The 18,097-nt window shown below is 73.6% G+C and carries 15 protein-coding genes; 9 read left to right on the top strand and 6 right to left on the bottom strand.

Translation table 11 applies throughout. The features are described 5' to 3' along the window. Position 1: 1 nt before the first annotated feature. Positions 2-541, top strand: coding sequence for a winged helix-turn-helix domain-containing protein (locus tag R2D22_RS26620; RefSeq protein WP_318107205.1), 540 nt, complete (start codon positions 2-4; stop codon positions 539-541). A gap of 7 nt (positions 542-548) precedes the next feature. Here R2D22_RS26620 and R2D22_RS26615 read toward each other — a convergent pair whose 3' ends face one another. After that, positions 549-1,982 (bottom strand): PepSY-associated TM helix domain-containing protein, encoded by a 1,434-nt coding sequence (locus tag R2D22_RS26615; protein WP_318107204.1) that lies wholly within the window; start codon positions 1,980-1,982, stop codon positions 549-551. 45 nt (positions 1,983-2,027) lie between these two features. Continuing rightward, positions 2,028-2,702 carry a hypothetical protein gene (locus R2D22_RS26610; protein ID WP_318107203.1) on the bottom strand — a complete coding sequence of 225 codons (675 nt, stop codon included), beginning with the start codon at positions 2,700-2,702 and terminating at the stop codon, positions 2,028-2,030. Positions 2,703-2,809: 107 nt separating this feature from the next. Between R2D22_RS26610 and R2D22_RS26605 the strand changes: the two genes are divergently transcribed. Further along, positions 2,810-3,856, top strand: a complete 1,047-nt coding sequence (locus tag R2D22_RS26605) for an NAD-dependent epimerase/dehydratase family protein (protein WP_318107202.1) — start codon at positions 2,810-2,812, stop codon at positions 3,854-3,856. Between the two features lie 32 nt (positions 3,857-3,888). Next, positions 3,889-5,307, top strand: a complete 1,419-nt coding sequence (locus tag R2D22_RS26600; protein ID WP_318107201.1) for a DUF1996 domain-containing protein — start codon at positions 3,889-3,891, stop codon at positions 5,305-5,307. Between the two features lie 3 nt (positions 5,308-5,310). Here R2D22_RS26600 and R2D22_RS26595 read toward each other — a convergent pair whose 3' ends face one another. After that, positions 5,311-5,736: a hypothetical protein gene (locus R2D22_RS26595; protein WP_318107200.1), complete on the bottom strand. Its 426-nt coding sequence runs from the start codon at positions 5,734-5,736 to the stop codon at positions 5,311-5,313. A 114-nt stretch (positions 5,737-5,850) separates the two neighbouring features. Here R2D22_RS26595 and R2D22_RS26590 point away from each other — a divergent pair, with 114 nt between their 5' ends. The 4 genes from R2D22_RS26590 (at position 5,851) to R2D22_RS26575 (ending at position 10,653) form a co-directional block, all read left to right on the top strand. Then, the gene (locus tag R2D22_RS26590; RefSeq protein WP_318107199.1) at positions 5,851-6,642 is read left to right on the top strand and encodes a tyrosine-protein phosphatase; all 792 of its coding nucleotides are present in this window, start codon (positions 5,851-5,853) and stop codon (positions 6,640-6,642) included. 56 nt (positions 6,643-6,698) lie between these two features. After that, a complete protein-coding gene (locus R2D22_RS26585; protein ID WP_318107198.1) occupies positions 6,699-8,585 on the top strand; it encodes a hypothetical protein in 1,887 nt (628 codons plus the stop codon). Between the two features lie 74 nt (positions 8,586-8,659). Further along, positions 8,660-9,544: a metal-dependent hydrolase gene (locus R2D22_RS26580; protein ID WP_318107197.1), complete on the top strand. Its 885-nt coding sequence runs from the start codon at positions 8,660-8,662 to the stop codon at positions 9,542-9,544. Next, positions 9,541-10,653 (top strand): PDR/VanB family oxidoreductase, encoded by a 1,113-nt coding sequence (locus tag R2D22_RS26575; RefSeq protein ID WP_318109996.1) that lies wholly within the window; start codon positions 9,541-9,543, stop codon positions 10,651-10,653. The genes R2D22_RS26580 and R2D22_RS26575 overlap by 4 nt, the downstream gene beginning before the upstream one ends. Positions 10,654-10,693: 40 nt before the next feature. Here the strand turns inward: R2D22_RS26575 and R2D22_RS26570 are convergent, their stop codons facing one another. Further along, positions 10,694-11,122 carry a hypothetical protein gene (locus tag R2D22_RS26570; protein ID WP_318107196.1) on the bottom strand — a complete coding sequence of 143 codons (429 nt, stop codon included), beginning with the start codon at positions 11,120-11,122 and terminating at the stop codon, positions 10,694-10,696. A 38-nt stretch (positions 11,123-11,160) separates the two neighbouring features. Here R2D22_RS26570 and R2D22_RS26565 point away from each other — a divergent pair, with 38 nt between their 5' ends. Beyond that, entirely contained in the window at positions 11,161-11,874 is a 714-nt protein-coding gene (locus tag R2D22_RS26565; protein ID WP_318107195.1) for a TetR/AcrR family transcriptional regulator, read from the top strand. On the opposite strand, the gene R2D22_RS26560 is transcribed toward R2D22_RS26565, so the two are convergent. Beyond that, positions 11,859-12,191 (bottom strand): 5-carboxymethyl-2-hydroxymuconate Delta-isomerase, encoded by a 333-nt coding sequence (locus R2D22_RS26560; protein WP_318109994.1) that lies wholly within the window; start codon positions 12,189-12,191, stop codon positions 11,859-11,861. The genes R2D22_RS26565 and R2D22_RS26560 overlap by 16 nt on opposite strands. A gap of 54 nt (positions 12,192-12,245) precedes the next feature. Between R2D22_RS26560 and R2D22_RS26555 the strand changes: the two genes are divergently transcribed. Beyond that, entirely contained in the window at positions 12,246-12,761 is a 516-nt protein-coding gene (locus R2D22_RS26555; RefSeq protein WP_318107194.1) for a GNAT family N-acetyltransferase, read from the top strand. 56 nt (positions 12,762-12,817) lie between these two features. Here R2D22_RS26555 and pulA read toward each other — a convergent pair whose 3' ends face one another. Beyond that, complete coding sequence (gene pulA / locus R2D22_RS26550; protein WP_318107193.1) at positions 12,818-18,097, bottom strand: pullulanase-type alpha-1,6-glucosidase; 5,280 nt, start codon at positions 18,095-18,097, stop codon at positions 12,818-12,820.

The following is an 18,097-nucleotide window of genomic DNA, read 5'->3' as shown; positions in this document are numbered from 1 at the left end:
CATGGCCCACACCCAGGCTGCCGCGTTCCCCTCCCCTCTCCGTCCCCGCCTCCGTGCCGTCGCCCCCGACGAGGCCGCCGATCTCGCCGGGGTCGCCGAGTACCTCCCGCCGGGCGCCACGCTCCTGCCCGCTCCACCGCACGCCCTGCCCGCACTGCCGGGACGGCCGCCGATGGTCGGCTACCTGGTCCTGGTACCGGCCGACGCCCAGCAGCCGCCGCTCTCCGGTGCGCACACGGCCACCGCTCCGGGCGCCGCCGACGGGCCGGTGGCCATCGACGGCGCCCAGCGGATCGCCCTCGTCGACGGCAAGCCGCTGGACCTGACGTACCTCGAGTACGAGCTGCTGGCCCATCTCGTGGCCCACCCGCACCGGGTGCACACCCGCGACCAGCTGGTGACGACGGTGTGGGGCTACGGCCACGTCGGCGACGGCCGGACCGTCGACGTCCATGTGGCCCGGCTGCGCCGCAAGCTGGGCGCCGAGTACCGCCGCACGATCCAGACCGTGCGGCGGGTCGGCTACAAGTACACGCCCTGACCGAGGGTCAGTGACGCGCGGCGGGGTCCCCGGACCGGGACCTCGCCCGCGCCGCCAGGCCGAGCGCGACGTCCACGGCGAGGAAGACCAGAAGGCTGATGCCGAGCAGCGGCACGAACCAGCCGACCAGCGCGGTCCCGGCGAGCAGCGGCAGCAGCACGGTCGGCGGAACCTTCCGCCACGCGCCGCGGGCGACCGGCCGGCCGGGCCGGCGCAGCCACCACATCCGGTAGCCCCAGACGACCAGCAGGATCAGGGCGAGCGCGAGGGCGGCGAGGGCGAGCTGGTTGACCAGGCCGAGGAAGACGCCGGAGTGGGCGTCGATCCCGAACCGGGTCAGCTTCGCGAGCAACGGGTAGTCGGCGAACCTGAGCTCGTCCATGACCGTGCCGTCGGCCGGGTTCACGGCCACCGAGTCGAGGTGGACCGGGAACTGGGTGTCGGTCTCCTTGACCACGTAGCCCTTGCCCTCGGCGGGCAGCACGACCGACATGCTCCCGTCGATGCCGGCCGCGCGGGCCGCCTCGACGACCTTGTCGACGCCGACGTCGGGTCCGGTCGCGGCGGGAGCGGCCGCGCCGCCGCCGTGGCCCGCGTGCCCTTCGTGGCCGGAGCCGCCCTCGCCGCCCTCGCCTATGACGGCGGAGACGGTCGGGGTGGCACCGTCGAGCTGGGCGCGGACCAGGTCGATGTTCTCGCCCGCGTACGTCGACCAGGTGAGGCCCGTCGCGGAGAGGCCGAGCAGGCCGGCGGCGGCCCACAGGCCGAGCGAGCCGTGCCAGGAGAGCGTGCGGCGGCGGGACTTCGGACCGCGCTCGGGGACGAACAGTTCGCGCCGGGCCTTGCGCCGGCGGCCGATCCACAGCGCGAGGCCGCCGAGGGCGACGACCCACATCCAGCTGGCGGCCGTCTCGCTGTACAGGCGTCCGGTCTCACCGAGCTTGAGGTTGGCGTGGAACTCCGACAGCCAGGTGCGCACCGGCAGGGCGCCGGAACCGCCGTAGCTGGGCAGCTGTCCGCGGACCTCGCCGGTGTACGGGTCGACGAAGACGGCGAGGGACTTGCCCTCCTCGACGTCCGGGTCGTCCATCAGGACGCGGGTGGTGGCGCCGGGCTCGGCAGAGGGCCAGACGGCGGTGACGGTGCCGTTCGGGTTGACCTTCTTCGCCGCGTGGACCTGCTGCGACAGCGGGACGGTCTCGTCTCCGACGGGGACGGTGAGTTCGTGCGCGTACACGATCTTCTCCGCCTGGTAGGAGAGCGCGTACAGCAGGCCGCTGACGGCGGCGATCAGGAGCAGCGGGGCGACGAGGACGCCCGCGTAGAAGTGCAGCCGCAGGACGAGGGGGCGCAGGGCGCTCCAGGTGGATCTCCGGCCGGAGGTCTCGGGGGCGGCGGGCGCGTCGGTGCTTTCCGGGCGCGCGGAACTGTCAAGGGTCATGACTGTCCTAGGAGTCGGTGTCGACGTGGGGAACCGGCCCCCAGGTCAGACGTGTCCTCCGAGGGCCGTGGTGCGGGGTACGGACAGCCGGGGCGGCCCGCGCCGGGAGAGGGCGTGGGCGAGGACGACGCCGTGCAGCCGCCGGGCGTACGGGCGCGGGCGGACGGGGCCCGCGGGCTCGGGGGCGGGGACGGCGAGGTCGCCGACGGCCAGGAGCAGCCGCAGCGGAGTGAGGGCCGCCGCTCCGGCGGAGCGGGCCAGGGAGAACAGCGCGGCCTCGCCGCGGGCCAGCCACAGGCCGCAGACCAGTGCGGCGAGGAGGTGCGCGGCGGTCATCCCGAGCGCCCCGTGCCCGGCTGCCGCGCCGCTCATGTCCATGGCGCCGCTCGTGCTCATGGCGCCCATGTCCATCGCACCGCCCATGTCCATGCCCGCGTGGGACATCGTCGACGTCCCGGTCGCGCGGGCCTGGCCGACCGAGAAGATCTGGTGCAACGCCGTCTGGACGGCGAGGAGTCCGGCGCCGATGGCGAGCGTGCCCCGCCGCCGACCGCAGACCGCCCAGGCCGCCGCGCCCGTCACGGCGAAGGCGAGGAGCAGGGTGCGCGTCGGTATCTCGTGCGCGGACATGGACAAATGCCCCACGGCGGCCAGTGTCACGCACACGGCCGCGAAAAGTGCGGCTCGCAGGGCGCGCAGCGGCGACCGGGCATCTGTCATGTCGGCCCCATGGTGTCACCCCGCCCTCCGCCGCGGGAGACCGCCTCCTCTCTCCCGAGAGCAGAAAGACGGGCGCCGGGGTCCTCGCCCGGGGCAGAGTCGTCGCCATGACTCGACTGCTGATTCTCGGAGGCACGGAGTTCGTCGGCCGCGCGATGGCGGAGGCCGCCGTCGGCCGGGGCTGGGACGTGACCGTCTTCCACCGCGGACGGTACGAACCGCCCGCCGGGACCGTCTCGCTGCTCGGCGACCGGACCGGTCGCGACGGGCCGCCCGTGCCCGCGACGGGGAGCTGGGACGCGGTGGTCGACACCTGGTCGGCCGCACCGTCCGTGGTCCGCGAGGCGGCCCGCGAACTCGCCGGCCGCGTGGGCCGGTACGTGTACGTGTCGAGCCGTTCGGTGTACGCCTGGCCCGCGGCGGCCGGGCTGACGGAGGACGGACCGCTGGTGGCGGGTTCGCCGGACGCCGGCGACGGCGTCCCGTACGGGGAGGCCAAGCGGGGCGGCGAGCTCGCCGCCGTCGGGGCCTTCGGCGCGGACCGGGCGCTGCTGGTGCGGGCCGGGCTGATCCTCGGGCCGTACGAGAACATCGGCCGGCTGCCCTGGTGGCTGAACCGGATCGCCCGCGGCGGCCCCGTCCTCGCGCCGGGTCCGCGCGAGCTGCCGATCCAGTTCATCGACGTGCGCGACCTCGCCGAGTGGACGCTGGACGCGATCGCGGCCGAGCGCTCGGGCCCGTACGACCTGGTCTGCCCGCCCGGGCACGCCACCATGGGCGAGCTGCTCGACGCGTGCGTCCGGGCCACCGGCGCGGACGGGACGGCGGCGGACGCCCGGCTGTGCTGGACCCCGCCCGAGGCGGTCCTCGCGGCGGGCGTCGCGCCCTGGACGGAGCTGCCGGTGTGGATGCCGCCGGGCGAGTCCCACGACGCGATGCACACCTCGGACGTCTCCAAGGCCGTGGCCGCGGGGCTGCGCTGCCGCCCGGTGGCGGAGACGGTCGCGGACACCTGGGCCTGGCTGACGGAGATCGGCGGGACCGCCCCGCACCGCCCGGACCGCCCGGCGGTGGGACTGTCCGCGGAACGCGAGACGGCGGTACTCGCGACAGCACCGGCGGCGGTCCCCGTCACGAATCCCGGGGGACGCTGAACGCCCCACCCGTCCCGTCCGTATGAACGCCCATGGGAAGGACTCGAAAACGTTCGACACTCGCGAGCCGGGCCATCGTCGCGTCGGCCGCACTGATTCTGGGCGGCGGTGGCCTGGTGGCCGTCAACGTCTACGCGTCGGCGGGTCAGGGCCAGTGGGGCCAGAACCCGTCCGGCCCCCGGCAGCCCGCCATGTCCACCATCGACTGCCCCGACGTCGGCGCCGAACTGACCGAGGTGCCACAGGGAGCAAGGGGCTCCGTGGACCGGGAACTCGCCACCCTCGACGGGCAGATCACGGTGGCGTACCAGCGGTTCGCCGACAACCGGGAACGGATCGCCCAGGACCCGGAGTTCGCGCGGCAGCAGATCCTGCAGCCGCTGCAGAACGAGCGGCTGGTCATCCTGCAGCGGATCGTCGCGCTGATCGACCGGGAGGGCGGCGAGCCGCCGAAGAAGCTGGAGAGCCTGGCCCCGTGCACCCTGCGCGCGGACGACGAGAAGGGCGGCGGGGCGGGAGGCGGGGACGACGGGGCCGGGCAGGACCAGGGCAAGGGACAGGCGGGGAACGGGCCGGAGGCCTCGGACTTCGTCGACATCACGTCCGTGCAGCCGAACGTGAAGCAGCCCCGGGTGCGCAGCGGCGCGTCCCGGGGCTCGTTCACGACGAACTGCGGCCGCAACCAGAACGGCAAGTTCAACCCGGACAACGTGATCGTCGCCCCGGGCGTGAGCAACGGCGCGCACCACATGCACGACTACGTCGGCAATCAGGCCAACGACGCCTTCGCCGACGACGACGACCTCGCCAAGGGCGCGACCAGCTGCCGCAACCAGGGCGACCGGTCCACGTACTACTGGCCGGTGCTGCGGCTGCAGAACGGGCAGGCCGAGAACGACGCGCAGGCGGACGGCGGCGGCAACGACCAGAACGTCGGCGAGATCCAGACGCCGGCGCAGGTCACGCTGAAGTTCGTCGGCAGCCCGGTGTCCCGGGTGACGGCGATGCCCCGGTTCCTGCGGATCATCACGGGCGACGCCAAGGCGTTCACGAACGGGGACGCCAACGCCAACGCGTCGTGGTCGTGCACCGGGTTCGAGAACCGGCAGCTGAAGGACAAGTACCCGATCTGTCCCGAGGGCAGCAAGGTCGTCCGGACGTTCAAGTTCCAGAGCTGCTGGGACGGACAGAACACGGACAGCGCGAACCACCGCACCCACGTCGCGTTCGCCGACGCGGCCGGACGCTGCAAGAACGGCTTCCGGGCCATTCCGCAGCTGGTGCAGCGGATCGTGTACGACGTGCCGCCGGGGCCAGGTTTCGCGGTCGACTCGTTCCCCGAGCAGCTGCACAAGCCGGTGACCGACCACGGGGACTTCATCAACGTCTTCGACGAGCGGCTGATGCGGCGGCTGGTCGGCTGCCTGAACGACGGCCGCCGCTGCGCGTAGACGTCAGTGATGCGAGCCGTGCGAGCCGTGCGAACCCTGCGGCCGGTGCGGCGGGGCGGTCTCGACCGTCCCGCCGAGCCGGCCGCGCACGGCTGTCACGGTGCGCTCGTCGCCGGCGACCACCCAGCGGCGGCCGACGAGGTACGAACCGCCGTAGTCCTTGGCCTGGTTGATCCAGTCGCGCTGGCCGCGGTCGGTGGCGAAGGTCAGCAGGACGTACTTCCCGTCGTCGGTCGCGCAGGACGCCTGGCGCAGCTCGGCGGAGTCCGTCCGGACGTCGGGCCGGTCGCACCGGGCCCGCTCGGCGAGCTGCTCCAGGGTGCCGCTCGCCTCCTGGGGCACGTCCGGGCCACCGCCCGCTCCGCACCCCGCCACCAGCACCGTCGCGGCCAGAAGGGCCGCCGTCACCGCGGTTCGCTGCGTACGCATGGGGTCATCGTGCCGGTTCGACGGGGCGTCCGGGGGCCGAACGCCAGGACTGGTACGACCCGATCGATTACGGTTTCGTACGTAAATGGACGATACGTACGAGAAGAGACGCACATGCCCGCCATCCCCGCGACCACCGTGGCCAACCTCCGCGACCTGGGGAGCCTGCCGCTCGCCGGCGGCCGTACGGTCCGCCCGGGGCTGCTCTTCCGTTCCGGGCAACTGGACCGGCTGGACCCGGCGGACGGGATCGTGGCGGCCCTCGGCATCCGCACGGTGGTGGACTTCCGCACCGAGGGCGAACGGACGGACCGGCCGGACCACGTCCCGGCGGGCAGCCGGGTGGTCCTGGCGGACGTGCTCGCCGATCATCTGGCGGCCAGCGGGCTTCCGCCGGCGGCCCGGCTGAAGCGGCTGCTCGCCGACCCGGCGCTGGCGGAACAGACGCTCGGCGGGGGCAGGGTGCGGCGGGCCTTCGAGAACACCTACCGGGCGTTCGTGTCGACGGACTCGGCGCGGGCCTCGTACCGGACGCTCCTGACGGAACTGGCGGACCCGGCGGCGACCCCGCTGCTCTTCCACTGCACGGCGGGCAAGGACCGTACGGGGTGGGCGGCGGCGATCGTGCTGGCACTGCTCGGCGCGGACGAGGCGACGCTCCGGGAGGAGTACCTGTCGGTGAACCCGGCGGTGCGCCAGGCGTTCGCGCCGCTGGTGGAGGGCTTCACGGCGCAGGGCGGCGACCCGGAGCTGGCGCTGGCGATCATCGGGGTCGCGCCGGAGTACCTGGCGGCTGCCCTGGACGAGGTCGCGGTGCGGCACGGCTCGATGGAGAAGTACGTACGGGAGGGCCTGGGGATCCCGGACGACGTGGTGGACCGGATCCGCGGGCACCTGACGGCCTGACCGGCACACATCAAGATCCGGGGTGACCATCGGATCATTCGCTCGTTCTGCTGAATGTGAGCACCCAGGAACTCGACCCCGCGTCCCCCGGCCCCTCCTCCGGGCCCATCGACGTCGAGCAGGCCGAGGCCGCCCTCGTCGAGCACTATCCGCGGCTCGTGCGGATCGCATATCTCGTGCTGCCCGCCGCGCTCGGGCGCAACCGGCGGGTGCTGGCCGCGCACGCGCTGGTGCAGCGCTCGCTGCCGCGGCGGCGGACGGGCGGGGCGGCGGTGCCGGGGCCGCGGCGGGCGGAGGACGCGGTCGACCCGGGGTACGCGTACGTGCGCGGCGAGGTGCTGCGGCAGGCGCTGCGTCGCCGGGCGCGGGTGCCCTCGCCGGTGCCGCACATTTGGGGGCTGCGGGTGTTCCCACGGGCCGGCGGCACGGATGAACTCGCCCTGGACCAGCGGCTGTCGGAGCTGACCGGCGCCGGCCGGGCGGCGTACGTACTGCGCGGCCTGGAGCGGCAGGGCGACGCCGAGGTGCGGCGGGTGCTCGCCGCGGCCGGGGTGGCGGACCCGCGGGCGGCGCTGGCCGAGGCGGACACCGTCGAGGGCATGCACACGCTCCTGGAGTCGCCGGAGTTCGACCCGTGCTCGCTGCAGGCCCGGCCCACCGACCTGATGCGGCGGCGTCAGCACGGCCGGGCCGCGCTGGCCGCGACGGCCGCCGCGCTGGTCTGCGGCGCGCTCCTCGGGCTGCCCGGGGACGGCTGGGGGCCGGGCGGCGCGGCGGCCCCGGCGTACGCGCGCAATCCGGCGGCCGAGGCGGCGCTCGACCCGGGGCAGCTGCGTCGGATCGCCCCGGCGGTCTGGCAGAGCTCGGCCCGCACCGACTTCTCGGTGTGGCCGGAGCGCGGCGCGCTCACCGGCGACCGCGCTCTGCTGCGCCGGGCGCTCGCGGTGTGGGCGCGGCCGGGCCGGAAGGTGCACACCTCGGCGACGCCGGGGACGCCGCCGGGCCCGCCCATGGGACCGCCGCAACTGCTGTACGCGGGCGAGGTGGACGGCTCGCGCGTGGTGCTGTTCCACGACGGGCTGCGGGCGGTCCGGTACGCCGAGCCGGCCGAGGGCACCAGCGGCGCGGCGCTCGACTTCGCGCGGACGGACGGCGCCGACGCGGCCGGGTCCGCAGCGCTCGTGGTCTCCCGTACCTCGGCGAACGTCCGCTATCTGACGGCTCCCTGGGTCCGTTCGGCGGCGGTACGGGACCTGCTGCGGCCGGCGAAACCGGTGGTGCCGCTGACGCGGGACCAGGACGGGGTGACGAGTCCGGTGCTCAGCCCGGCGCAGGCCCCTGGCTGCTCGGCGTGGCCGGTGCTGCAGATCCGGGACGAGCGGGTCGAGCGGCTGCTCGCGGACCTGGGCGAGCTGACCCCGGCCCGGCTGACCTGGGGCGCGCCCGGCGCCGAGGCGGACGTGACGGGGCGGGCTGCGCGCGCGGCGTGGGCGCGGACGGCCTGCCTGCTGCCGTCGGTGCGCTCGCACGGGGTGCGGGCGGTGAACTCCTGGCAGTTCGCGCAGCAGCGGCTCCCGGCGGGCGGCGGGCGGGCGGACTGGCTGTGCACCCGCGCGGAGACCTGGCGGGGCACGGGTGCGCGGGTGCTGGCCCAGTTCCAGGCGCCGGGCGCGCGGACGGGCGCCGTGGCGGCCACGTCGGAGGTCTCGCCGGCCTGCGGGTCGCGCGACGCTCGGGTCCTGGCGGGCGTGCTGTGGCAGGCCCGCACCGGGCAGTGGTACGTACTGGCCGCCGGGACACGGGAGTTCACGTCCCTGAGCACGACCGGTGGGGTCCGCGCGCACGAGGAGGGCCGGTTCCTGGCCGCCGAGGCGACGCGCGGGGCGCGCGCCGACCTGACCGGACGGCTGAGCAGCGGCCTGCGGATGGCCGCACTGCGATGACCGCCACACCCCGGGCACGAAATCCACGCGCACACACCTGTTGACGGAACCGTACCCCTCAGTACATTGACATCATGTCTAATACGCAGCCTGCACCGGTGGCGTCGGAGCACATCGAGCTCAAGGCCCGCAAGGTCTCCTTCGACTGGCGCGAGACCCCGCTCCACTGGGTTCCCGGCGACCCGTTCACCACCCACACCATCAACGTGCTGCACCTGCTGCTCCCCGCGGGCGAGCGCTGGTTCATCCACGTGTACAAGCAGGTGCTCCCCTACATCACCGACGACCGGCTGCGCGAGGACGTCATCGGATTCATCGGCCAGGAGGCCGTGCACTCCCAGGCCCACGACGACGTGCTGCCGCGCCTCAAGGAGCTGGGTCTCGACCCCACCCCGTACACGGCGCAGGTCGACTGGTTCTTCGAGAAGCTGCTCGGCGACAAGACCCTGCCGCCGGGCCGGCCGCGCCGCTGGTGGCTGATGGAGCGGGTCGCGCTGATCGCCGCGATCGAGCACTACACCGCGTTCCTGGGCGACTGGGTGCTCAACGCCGAGGAGCTGGACCGGCGCGGCTGCGACCCGGCCATGCTGGACCTGCTGCGCTGGCACGGCGCCGAGGAGGTCGAGCACCGCTCGGTCGCCTTCGAGCTGTTCATGCATCTCGACGGCAGCTACCGGCGGCGCGCCCGCACCTGGGCGCTGGCGTTCTCGGCGCTGGTCTTCTTCTGGCAGCGCGGGGCGCGGTTCTTCATGGAGAACGACCCGACGCTGATCGACGGCAAGGCGTCCGTGGGCCAGTTCGTCCGCAAGGGCCGGGAGGGCGTACTGCCCTCCACGCCCGACATGCTCCGGTCGATCCCCCGCTACCTGAGCCGCGCCTACCACCCCTCGCAGGAGGGCGACACCGCCCAGGCGGTCGCCTACCTCGCGTCCTCCCCCGGCGCCAACGGAGGTCGCTGAGCATGCCCCGTCTGCGTACCGTGGTCCTGGTCGCCGGGGCCGCGCTGCTGGCACGGCGCGCCATGCGGCGCCGCATCCAGCAGTCCCCGCTGTGGCCGATGCCCACGCTCGAAGAGCCGATATCCGGCCGGGGTCCGGGCACGACGGTCCCGCGCTTCGTCCGCGTCGCCGAGCGCACCTCGCCCGCCGAAGGCGTCGCCGAGCTCCGGCTCGAAGGCTCGGGGCTGCCCGGCTGGCAGCCGGGCGCGCACATCGACCTGGTCCTGCCGTCCGGCCTGGTCCGCCAGTACTCGCTGTGCGGCGACCCGGCCGACACCGGCGCGTACACCGTCGCCACCCGGCTGATCGGCGAGGAGCAGGGCGGCCGGGGCGGCTCGGCCGAGGTGCACGAACACCTCCACGAGGGCGCCGAGATCCAGATCCGCGGCCCCCGGAACCGCTTCCCGCTGGTCCAGGCCCCCGCATACGTGTTCGTCGCGGGCGGCATCGGCATCACGCCGGTACTGGCGATGGTCCGCGCGGCGGCCGCGGCCGGCGCCGACTGGCGGCTGCTGTACTGCGGGCGCAGCCGGGCCACCATGCCGTACGTCGACGAGGTCGAGAAGCTCGGCTTGGAAGGCGGGCGAAGCGAGACGGGGGTCCCCCCGGACGGAGTCCGGGGGAGGACGACGGTCGTCGCCGAGGACGAGTCCGGGCTGCCGGACCTGGGCTTCCTGGCCGGCGTGGCGCCGGAGACGGAGGTCTACTGCTGCGGCCCGGACGGTCTGATGGACGCGGTGTCCGCGGCCGTGCCGGAGGGCCGGGCGCCGCGCCTGGAGCGCTTCTCGGCCTCCGCACCGGCCGGCGGCACCGCCTTCGAGGTCGAACTGCGGCGCTCCGGACGCACGGTGGAGGTGGCGGCCGGGCAGTCGGTGCTCGCCGCCGTCCGAGAGCAGGTGCCGGACGTCTCGTACTCCTGCGAGCAGGGCTTCTGCGGCACCTGCCGGCAGCGGGTGATCGCGGGCGAGGTCGAGCACCGGGACGAGCTGCTCACCGACGCGGAGCGGGACGACTCGATGCTGATCTGCGTCTCGCGGTGTGCGGGCGAGCGGCTGGTGCTCGACCTCTAGCTCCGGCGACGGCTCCGACCCCGACCCCGGCTCCGGAACGTCAGGGAAGGATCAGCCAGTCGGCGACCAGCGCGGCGAGCAGGCCACCGGCGAGCAGCCAAGTACCCAGACGGGTACGGCCGTTGCGGGACAGCTCGATCACGACGCCGCAGAGGATCATGGCGAGCCCGTAGACGCCGACGACGAGGACGGAGGTCCGGCTGGCCAGCCGGACCACCAGGACGACCGCCATGGCCACCAGCAGGACCGACGCGGCGGCGATCCGAAGCCGCCGTGCCTGCCGGGGAGTCAGCCCGTCGGACGCGTCCTCGTCGGCGTCGTCCCCGGTGGGCGCGTCCTCCTCGGGGGCGTCCTCCGGAGCGCCTTCGGGGGCGTCGTCGACGGGTGCGGCCTCCGCGGGAGCGCGCTCCTCGGGGGCCTCCTCGGTGGTGGTGTCCTGGCCGGTGGTGTCCTGGTCGGAAGCGCTCATGTGGTGGGAGCGTAACGGACGCCCGTTAGGCTGTTCGCATGACGACCGGGGTACGCCGCAGGATGGGCGTCGAGGAGCGCAGACAGCAACTCATCGGGGTGGCGCTGGAACTGTTCAGCCACCGCTCCCCCGACGAGGTCTCCATCGACGAGATCGCAGCCGCCGCGGGCATCTCGCGGCCGCTCGTCTACCACTACTTCCCGGGCAAGCAGAGCCTGTACGAGGCGGCCCTGCGACGGGCGGCCGACGAGCTGGCGGGCCGCTTCCTGGAGCCCCCGCAGGGGCCGTTGGGGGCCCGGCTGCTGCGGGTGATGGGCCGGTTCTTCGACTTCGTCGACGAGCACGGCCCGGGTTTCGCCGCGCTGATGCGCGGCGGTCCGGCGGTCGGCTCCTCCACCACGAACGCGATGATCGACGAGGTGCGGCAGGCCGCGTACGAGCAGATCCTGGCCCACCTGGAGGTCGGGAAGCCGTCCGCCCGGCTCGAGATGGTGGTCCGCTCCTGGGTCTCGCTCGCCGAGTCCACCGCGCTGCTGTGGCTGGACGGGCGCCGCATACCGCGCGCCGAGCTGGAGTTGCAGCTGGTGCACGACTTCGCGGCGCTGGCCGCGGTGAGCGCCGCGTACGACGACGGGATGGCGGATCTCGTCGTCCGCATGCTCGCGGACGAGCCCGCCGACGGGCCGTTCGGCGACCTGGTCGGCCGGCTCCTGGACCTCGCCCCGCGGGTGCCCGCTCAGCGGTTGCGGTAGGACGGGTCGAGGTCGCGCACCTCGGCGGAGATCCTCACCCCGTCGCTCTGCTTGAGGTGGCGCGGCAGCAGGTCGAGCACCGCCTCGGCGAGCCGCGCCTTGGCCTCCCCGGTCCGGCCCGGGAGCAACGCGATGTCGACGTGCACGACCACGTCGTCGGTGGAGCCGTCGCCGCAGACGCTCTCCTCGATCTCGCGGAACCGGGTCTTGCAGCTGTCGGTCGTGGCGTCGACCGTCGCCACGACGATCGGGTGCAGCGCGAGCGCGAAGCCGCGCCGGTCGAGGGGCGCGGAGTAGTCGACGGTGATCTGCGGCATGGAAGCGGGCTCCTGGTCGTACTGGTGTCTGGGCACACCTTTACGGTGATCACCATGACGACACAAGTGACCTTCCGGCAGGCGGACGAGCGCGATCTGGACCTTTTGGTGGGGCTGTACGAAGGAGCGGCGCGCTGGATGGCGCGGTCCGGTTCCGTCCAGTGGCGGCCCGGCGGCCGGGGCGCGGAGTACTTCCGCGGCCGGATCTCCGAGCGCGAGGTCTGGCTGGCGTACGCGGCGGAAGGCGGCCCGCTGGTCGGCTCGTACGAGCTGTGGTGGGACGACGAACCGGCCTGGGGCCCGCAGCCGCCCGTCGCCGGGTACGTGCACGGGCTGATGATCGACCGGGACACGGCACCCGCGGGCACGGGGGCCACGCTCCTCGCGGACGCGGAGGCGCGGATCACGGCCGGGGGGCGCGGGCTCGCCCGGCTCGACTGCCTGGCGCGCGTCGAGCGGCTGCGGTCCTACTACGAGAAGGCGGGCTACCGGGTCGTCGGCGAGAACACGGGCAAGCCCCAGCCCGACGGGTCCCACAACCGGTTCACGCTGATGGAGAAGTCCCTCTGAACGCCGCCGAGGCCGGCCGGGGGAGCCGGCCGGCCTCGGGGCGTGCGGGTCGCGGGTCAGCGTGCGGTGAACACCGCGACCGTCCGGGCCGGGACCGTGAAGGTGCCCGAACCCGCCTCGTACGAGGCGGACTTCACCGTGGCGTCGGCGCCGGACGCCTGGACCGGGTGAAGGGCGTAGCTCTTGTCGGCCAGGGCGGCGACCCGCTGGGCCTGCCGGTCCGGGGTGGCGTTGAAGACCACCACCAGGTCACCGAGGCGCATGGTGATCACGCCGGGGGTCTCCTCCGGGCCGGACAGCGGGAAGGACAGGGAGTCCTGGACCCGGCCGGCGGTGGCGAGCGAGAAGACCGGCTCGGTGGTGCGGATCCGCTGGAGGTCCCGGTACGCGGCCGAGGCCCCGTCGATCTGCGCGCAGCCGACGGTGAGGGCCGGGTTCACCAGGAGCGGCCTCGCGTACCCCCACTTGGACGTGTTGTCGGCGGCCGGCGGCAGCCCGCGGCCGAAGCCGTTGCCCTCCCGGCAGTCCCAGTGGACCGCGTTGAACCAGTCACCGCTGTCGTACGAGTTCCGGTCGAGCGACTTGGAGCGGAGCAGGTCGGAGCCCGCCTGGGAGAGCGCCGGGCCCTGCGAGAGGGTCGCGGTGGCCATGGCGAGGACCTGCATCCTGGCCCGGTCGGCCGGGGACGTGTCCGCCGGGAGCTTGAAGGCGAGCGCGTCGTACAGGGTCTCGTTGTCGTGCGCGTCGGCGTACGCGAGGGCGTCGCCGGGCGCGTCGGCGTACCCGGCCGCAGCGCCGTTGTAGTCGACCTGGGAGCCCTTGACCGTGCGGCCCGAGGTGTCCGTGAAGGAGTAGGACGCCAGGTTGCCGGTCAGTCCGACCTTGATCAGGTCCTGGTAGTGGAGCAGCCGGGCCTTCTGCTCGGCCGGAGTTCCGTTGGCCCTGGACGTGTTGGGGTCGGTGAAGAGGCCGGAGGCGAATCCCTGGACGCCCGGGTCCTCGTCGAAGGGCCCGCCGCCGCGGACCGCGTCGCGGGCCCGGTCGGAGAAGGTCGCGACGCCGGTCCCGGCCATGTTCTTCTGGGTGGCCTGGACGAACCGGGCGTCGTCGGCGATCTCGCCGAAGTTCCAGCCCTCGCCGTACAGGACGATCGCCCTGCCGTCGACGCCGTCCTTCTCGACGGTCAGCGCGTCGAGAGCCGCGCGGACGGCGAGGATGTTCGCCTTCGGGTGGTGGCCCATGAGGTCGAAGCGGAAGCCGTCGACCTTGTACTCCTTCGCCCAGGTGACGACCGAGTCCACGACGAGCTTGCCCATCATGGCGTTCTCGGGCGCGGTGTTGGCGCAGCAGGTGGAGGTCGCGACGGAGCCGTCGGCCTGGAGCCGCTGGTAGTAGCCGGGCACGATCTTGTCGAGGACGGACTTGTCCGACTGGCCGGCGGCGACGGTGTGGTTGTAGACCACGTCCATCACCGTGCGCAGGCCGCTGCCGTTGAGCGCCTGCACCATCCGCCGGAACTCGACGGTGCGCTGCGTGCCCTCGGGGTCGGTGGCGTACGAGCCCTCCGGCACGGTGTAGTGCAGCGGGTCGTAGCCCCAGTTGTACGCGTCCTTCGCCGCGGCGGCGGCCACGCAGGCCTGCTGCTCCTCGGAGTCGGGCGCGTACACCTTCAGGTCGCAGGCGGGGGCGGACTGGTCGGACTTCTTCTCGGGGACGGTGCCGATGTCGAAGGCCGGGAGCAGGTGGACGTACGAGGTGCCGGAGGCGGCCAGCGCCTTCAGGTGCCGGGAGCCCTTGCTGTCGGGGTCGGTGAAGGCGAGGTAGGTGCCGCGGTGGTCGGCCTTCGCCGTCGGGTCCGCGAGGGAGAAGTCGCGGATGTGCAGCTCCTGGATCTGCGCGTCGCGCAGCGGTACGGCGGCCGGCTTGGCCAGCTTCTGCCAGCCGGGCGGCGCGAGCCGGGCGTCGGCGAGGTCGACGACCAGGCTGCGGGCCGAGTCGGTGGTCAGGGCGGTGGAGTACGGGTCGGTGACCCTGTTGGTGACGAGCTTCTGGACGCTGGGCGCCCAGACCTTCACCGCGTACCGGTACGGCTTGCCGGTCCAGGTGGCCGGGCCGGTGACCGACCAGACGCCGGAGGCGTCGTCGCGGCGCATCGGGACGGTCTTCCCGTCGAGTTCGAGGGCGACGGACCGCGCGGTCGGCGCCCACAGGGACAGCGTGGGGCGGCCTGCGCGGAAGACCGGGCCGAGGGCGGCCTTGGTCGCCTTCGCCGCGTACAGGTCGTCGAGCACGCCCGCGGTCTGCACGCCGGTCGCGGCGAGCAGGGCGCCGTTGGCGGCGCGCTGGGTGGCGATCAGCTGCCCGCGCAGCGAGCCGCGGACGCGGTCGGCGTCGCGCGGGTCGACGGTGAACGCCGGGTAGTCCTCGAGGTGCGGGAACTTCGCCTTCTGCGCGTCGGTGAGGGCGCCCGGGTTCAGGCGCAGCCACCGGCCCTCGGCGCTGAGGGCCCCGTCGGTGACGGTGATGCCGCCGTCGGCCGCGTACACGAGCTGCTGGCTGGTGGCGTCGGTGGCCTTGACCTTCCAGACGACCGTGTTCCGGTCGATCCACTGCGCCTCGGCCTTGCCGAGGTCGAGGCTCGGCGTGCCGCCGGTCTGCGGGAGCAGGTACCCGGGCTTTCCGGCGAGCAGCCAGACCTCGTTGCCGTAGGTGGCGAGGTCGAGGGACTGGTCGGTGGGCAGGTCCTTCTGGTCGCCCTTGTGCAGGATGTACGAGAGGGACGTCGCGCCCGGGGAGAGCGGCACCTCGTAGACGGCGCCGTACGCGTCGACGCGTACCGGCATGAGGGGCTTGGACCAGTCGGTGGGCTGGGCGGCGCCGGTCCAGGTGTGCAGACCCCAGCCGTCGTAGTCGCCGTCGGGCCGGTTGTAGTGGACGACGGCCTTGCCCTTGTCCTGCGGCGGGTACGCGCCGTCCGGCGCGGAGTCCGCCTGGCCGGCGGCGCCCTGCGTGATCCAGACCTGGCCGGTGCGGCCGAGGCTGATGCTTCGCTGCGGGCCGTCGGCGGTCCCGTCCTTCTCGACGGTGTACGCGACGCTCGACGCGCCTTCGGCGACGGGCACCCAGGCGAACGCGCCGTAGGCGTCCCGGCCGGTGAACGCGGCCTCCTTGCCGTCGGCCTTCAGCGTCCAGCCGGCGTAGTCCCCTGCGGGGCGCTGGTAGTGCACCACGGCGTACGGGCGCTGGACGGCCACCGGCTTCTCGGCGGGCGGGACGGGCGGGGCCGTGGTCCCGGCGAGGGCGCTCGCGGTGCGGCCGGCACTGTCGACGACGACGGCCTTGTAGCGCACGGGCGTTCCGGCGGCGGCGGTGATGTGGTGGCTCACCTGGTACGGGGCGTGGTCGGCGGAGCCGAGGACCTTCCAGGGGCCGTCGCCCTGCTGGGCGGCGAAGACGACGCGGTTGAGGCCGCCGCCCCGGACGCCCGCGGAGACCTGGCCGTCCGGGGTCGCCGTCAGGGTGAGCGAGGGCGCGGCAGAGGGCGCCGCGAGCGGCCGGCCGGCCTTCAGGACGAGCGAGGAGAGCGCCGGGACGGTGACGGTGATCCGGCCGTCCTCGGCGGCGACGGCGCCCTGGCCGCCGTACAGGACGCGGAAGTCCTGGGAGCCGACGGGGAAGGTGACGGTCTTCGGCGTGGTCGCGCTGTTGGCGGCGACGACGTACTCGGTCCGCTCCTCGGCCGCGTCCGTACGGGAGAAGGCGTAGACGGAGCCCTCGGCGTACCGCTCCTGCTGGACGCCGTCGCGCAGGGCCGGGTGCGCCTTGGTGAGCCGCGACAGCTCGGCGATCGACTTGTAGACCGGGTGGTTCGGGTCGTACGCGTCGGAGGCGTGGGTGCGGGCGGTGCCGATCTGGTCGTCGTCGAGGTAGTCCGCGGTCTTCGAGGCGAAGAGGGTCTGGCGGGCGTCCTTGTCGCCGCCGGGGCCGGTGAAGCCCTGCTCGTCGCCGTAGTAGACGACGGGGTTGCCGCGGGAGAGGAACATCAGCTCGTTGGCGAGCCGGGCGCGGTCCAGGAGTTCGGCGTCGGCGGCGTCCGGGTGGTCCTGCTTCAGGAACGCGCCGATGCGGCCCATGTCGTGGTTGCCGAGGAAGGTCACCTGCTCGTAGGCGTTGGCCTTGTCGGTGGTGTACCGGTGGTCCTCGGCGAAGACCTTGGCGAGCCGGTCGGCGCCGGCGCCCTGCGAGGCGAAGGCGCGGGCGGCGTCCTGGAAGGGGAAGTCGAGGGTGGCGTCGAGCCGGCCGCGGGTGACGTACGGGGCAGTGACGGCGGGGTCGGCGGAGTACACCTCGCCGAACATGAAGAAGTCCTCGCGGCCCTGCGTCCTGGCGTAGGCGTCGAGGGCAGTGGCCCACTGGGTCCAGAAGTCGAGGTCGACGTGCTTGACGGTGTCGATGCGGAAGCCGTCGATGTCGAAGTCACGGACCCACTTCTGGTAGATCCGCTTCATGCCGTCGACGACCTCGGGACGCTCGGTCCACAGGTCGTCGAGTCCGACGAAGTCGCCGTACTCGGCGGACTCGCCGGCCCAGGTGGAGTCGCCGCGGTTGTGGTACATGGCCGGGTCGTTGAGCCAGGACGGGACCTTGCCGCCCTTGCTCTCCGGCGTGTACGGGAACGAGTCCGCGTCGACGGCCGGGATCCCGTTCCGGTCGTCGAAGGGCCGGCCGGAGGCGTCGAGGTACGGGTAGGCGCCCTTGGGGCGGTAGCCGTACTTCTTCTCGGCGTAGTCGACGGTGTCGGCGGTGTGGTTGGTGATGACGTCGAAGAAGACCTTCATGCCCTTGGCGTGGGCGGCGTCGATCAGCTTCTCGAGGTCGGCGTTGGTGCCGAAGTGCGGGTCGACCTGGGTGAAGTCGGTGATCCAGTACCCGTGGTACCCGGCGGAGGCGTCCTTGCCGGTGCCCTGGACGGGCCGGTTCTTGAAGATCGGCGCCATCCAGATGGCGGTGGTGCCGAGGCCCTTGATGTAATCCAGCTTCTGCGTCAGCCCCTTGAGGTCGCCGCCCTGGTAGAACCCCTTGTCGGCGGGGTCGAACCCGGTCTCGAGCCGGGTCCCGGTGAGCCCGCCGCGGTCGTTGGCCGCGTCCCCGTTCGCGAACCGGTCCGGCAGCACGAAGTAGAACTGCTCGCGGGTGAGGTCGTGACGGGCGGGCTGCGCGGCGAGCGTCTTGTCGGAGGGCGGGGGTGGGGGTGCCTTCGCTGTCGCGGGCAGGGCCGGTACGAGGGCCGCGCACAGGGCGGTGGCCACGACGGCCGCCGTTCTCTTGCGTATCAC

Origin of the sequence: Streptomyces sp. HUAS YS2 (assembly GCF_033343995.1) — a bacterium.
GTDB classification, from domain to species: Bacteria; Actinomycetota; Actinomycetes; order Streptomycetales; family Streptomycetaceae; genus Streptomyces; species Streptomyces solicathayae.
Note: the sequence above shows the minus strand (reverse complement) of the source record. Positions and strands in the feature narration are given on the sequence as shown.

Bases quoted from the DNA above. Each gene is read 5' to 3' on its own strand.
- R2D22_RS26570 (WP_318107196.1), bottom strand. From the start codon at position 11,122: ATGAGCGCTTCCGACCAGGACACCACCGGCCAGGACACCACCACCGAG.
- R2D22_RS26605 (WP_318107202.1), top strand. From the start codon at position 2,810: ATGACTCGACTGCTGATTCTCGGAGGCACGGAGTTCGTCGGCCGCGCG.
- R2D22_RS26620 (WP_318107205.1), top strand. From the start codon at position 2: ATGGCCCACACCCAGGCTGCCGCGTTCCCCTCCCCTCTCCGTCCCCGC.
- R2D22_RS26560 (WP_318109994.1), bottom strand. From the start codon at position 12,191: ATGCCGCAGATCACCGTCGACTACTCCGCGCCCCTCGACCGGCGCGGC.
- R2D22_RS26610 (WP_318107203.1), bottom strand. From the start codon at position 2,702: ATGACAGATGCCCGGTCGCCGCTGCGCGCCCTGCGAGCCGCACTTTTC.
- R2D22_RS26600 (WP_318107201.1), top strand. From the start codon at position 3,889: ATGGGAAGGACTCGAAAACGTTCGACACTCGCGAGCCGGGCCATCGTC.
- R2D22_RS26565 (WP_318107195.1), top strand. From the start codon at position 11,161: ATGACGACCGGGGTACGCCGCAGGATGGGCGTCGAGGAGCGCAGACAG.
- R2D22_RS26555 (WP_318107194.1), top strand. From the start codon at position 12,246: ATGACGACACAAGTGACCTTCCGGCAGGCGGACGAGCGCGATCTGGAC.
- R2D22_RS26590 (WP_318107199.1), top strand. From the start codon at position 5,851: ATGCCCGCCATCCCCGCGACCACCGTGGCCAACCTCCGCGACCTGGGG.
- R2D22_RS26580 (WP_318107197.1), top strand. From the start codon at position 8,660: ATGTCTAATACGCAGCCTGCACCGGTGGCGTCGGAGCACATCGAGCTC.
- R2D22_RS26595 (WP_318107200.1), bottom strand. From the start codon at position 5,736: ATGCGTACGCAGCGAACCGCGGTGACGGCGGCCCTTCTGGCCGCGACG.
- R2D22_RS26615 (WP_318107204.1), bottom strand. From the start codon at position 1,982: ATGACCCTTGACAGTTCCGCGCGCCCGGAAAGCACCGACGCGCCCGCC.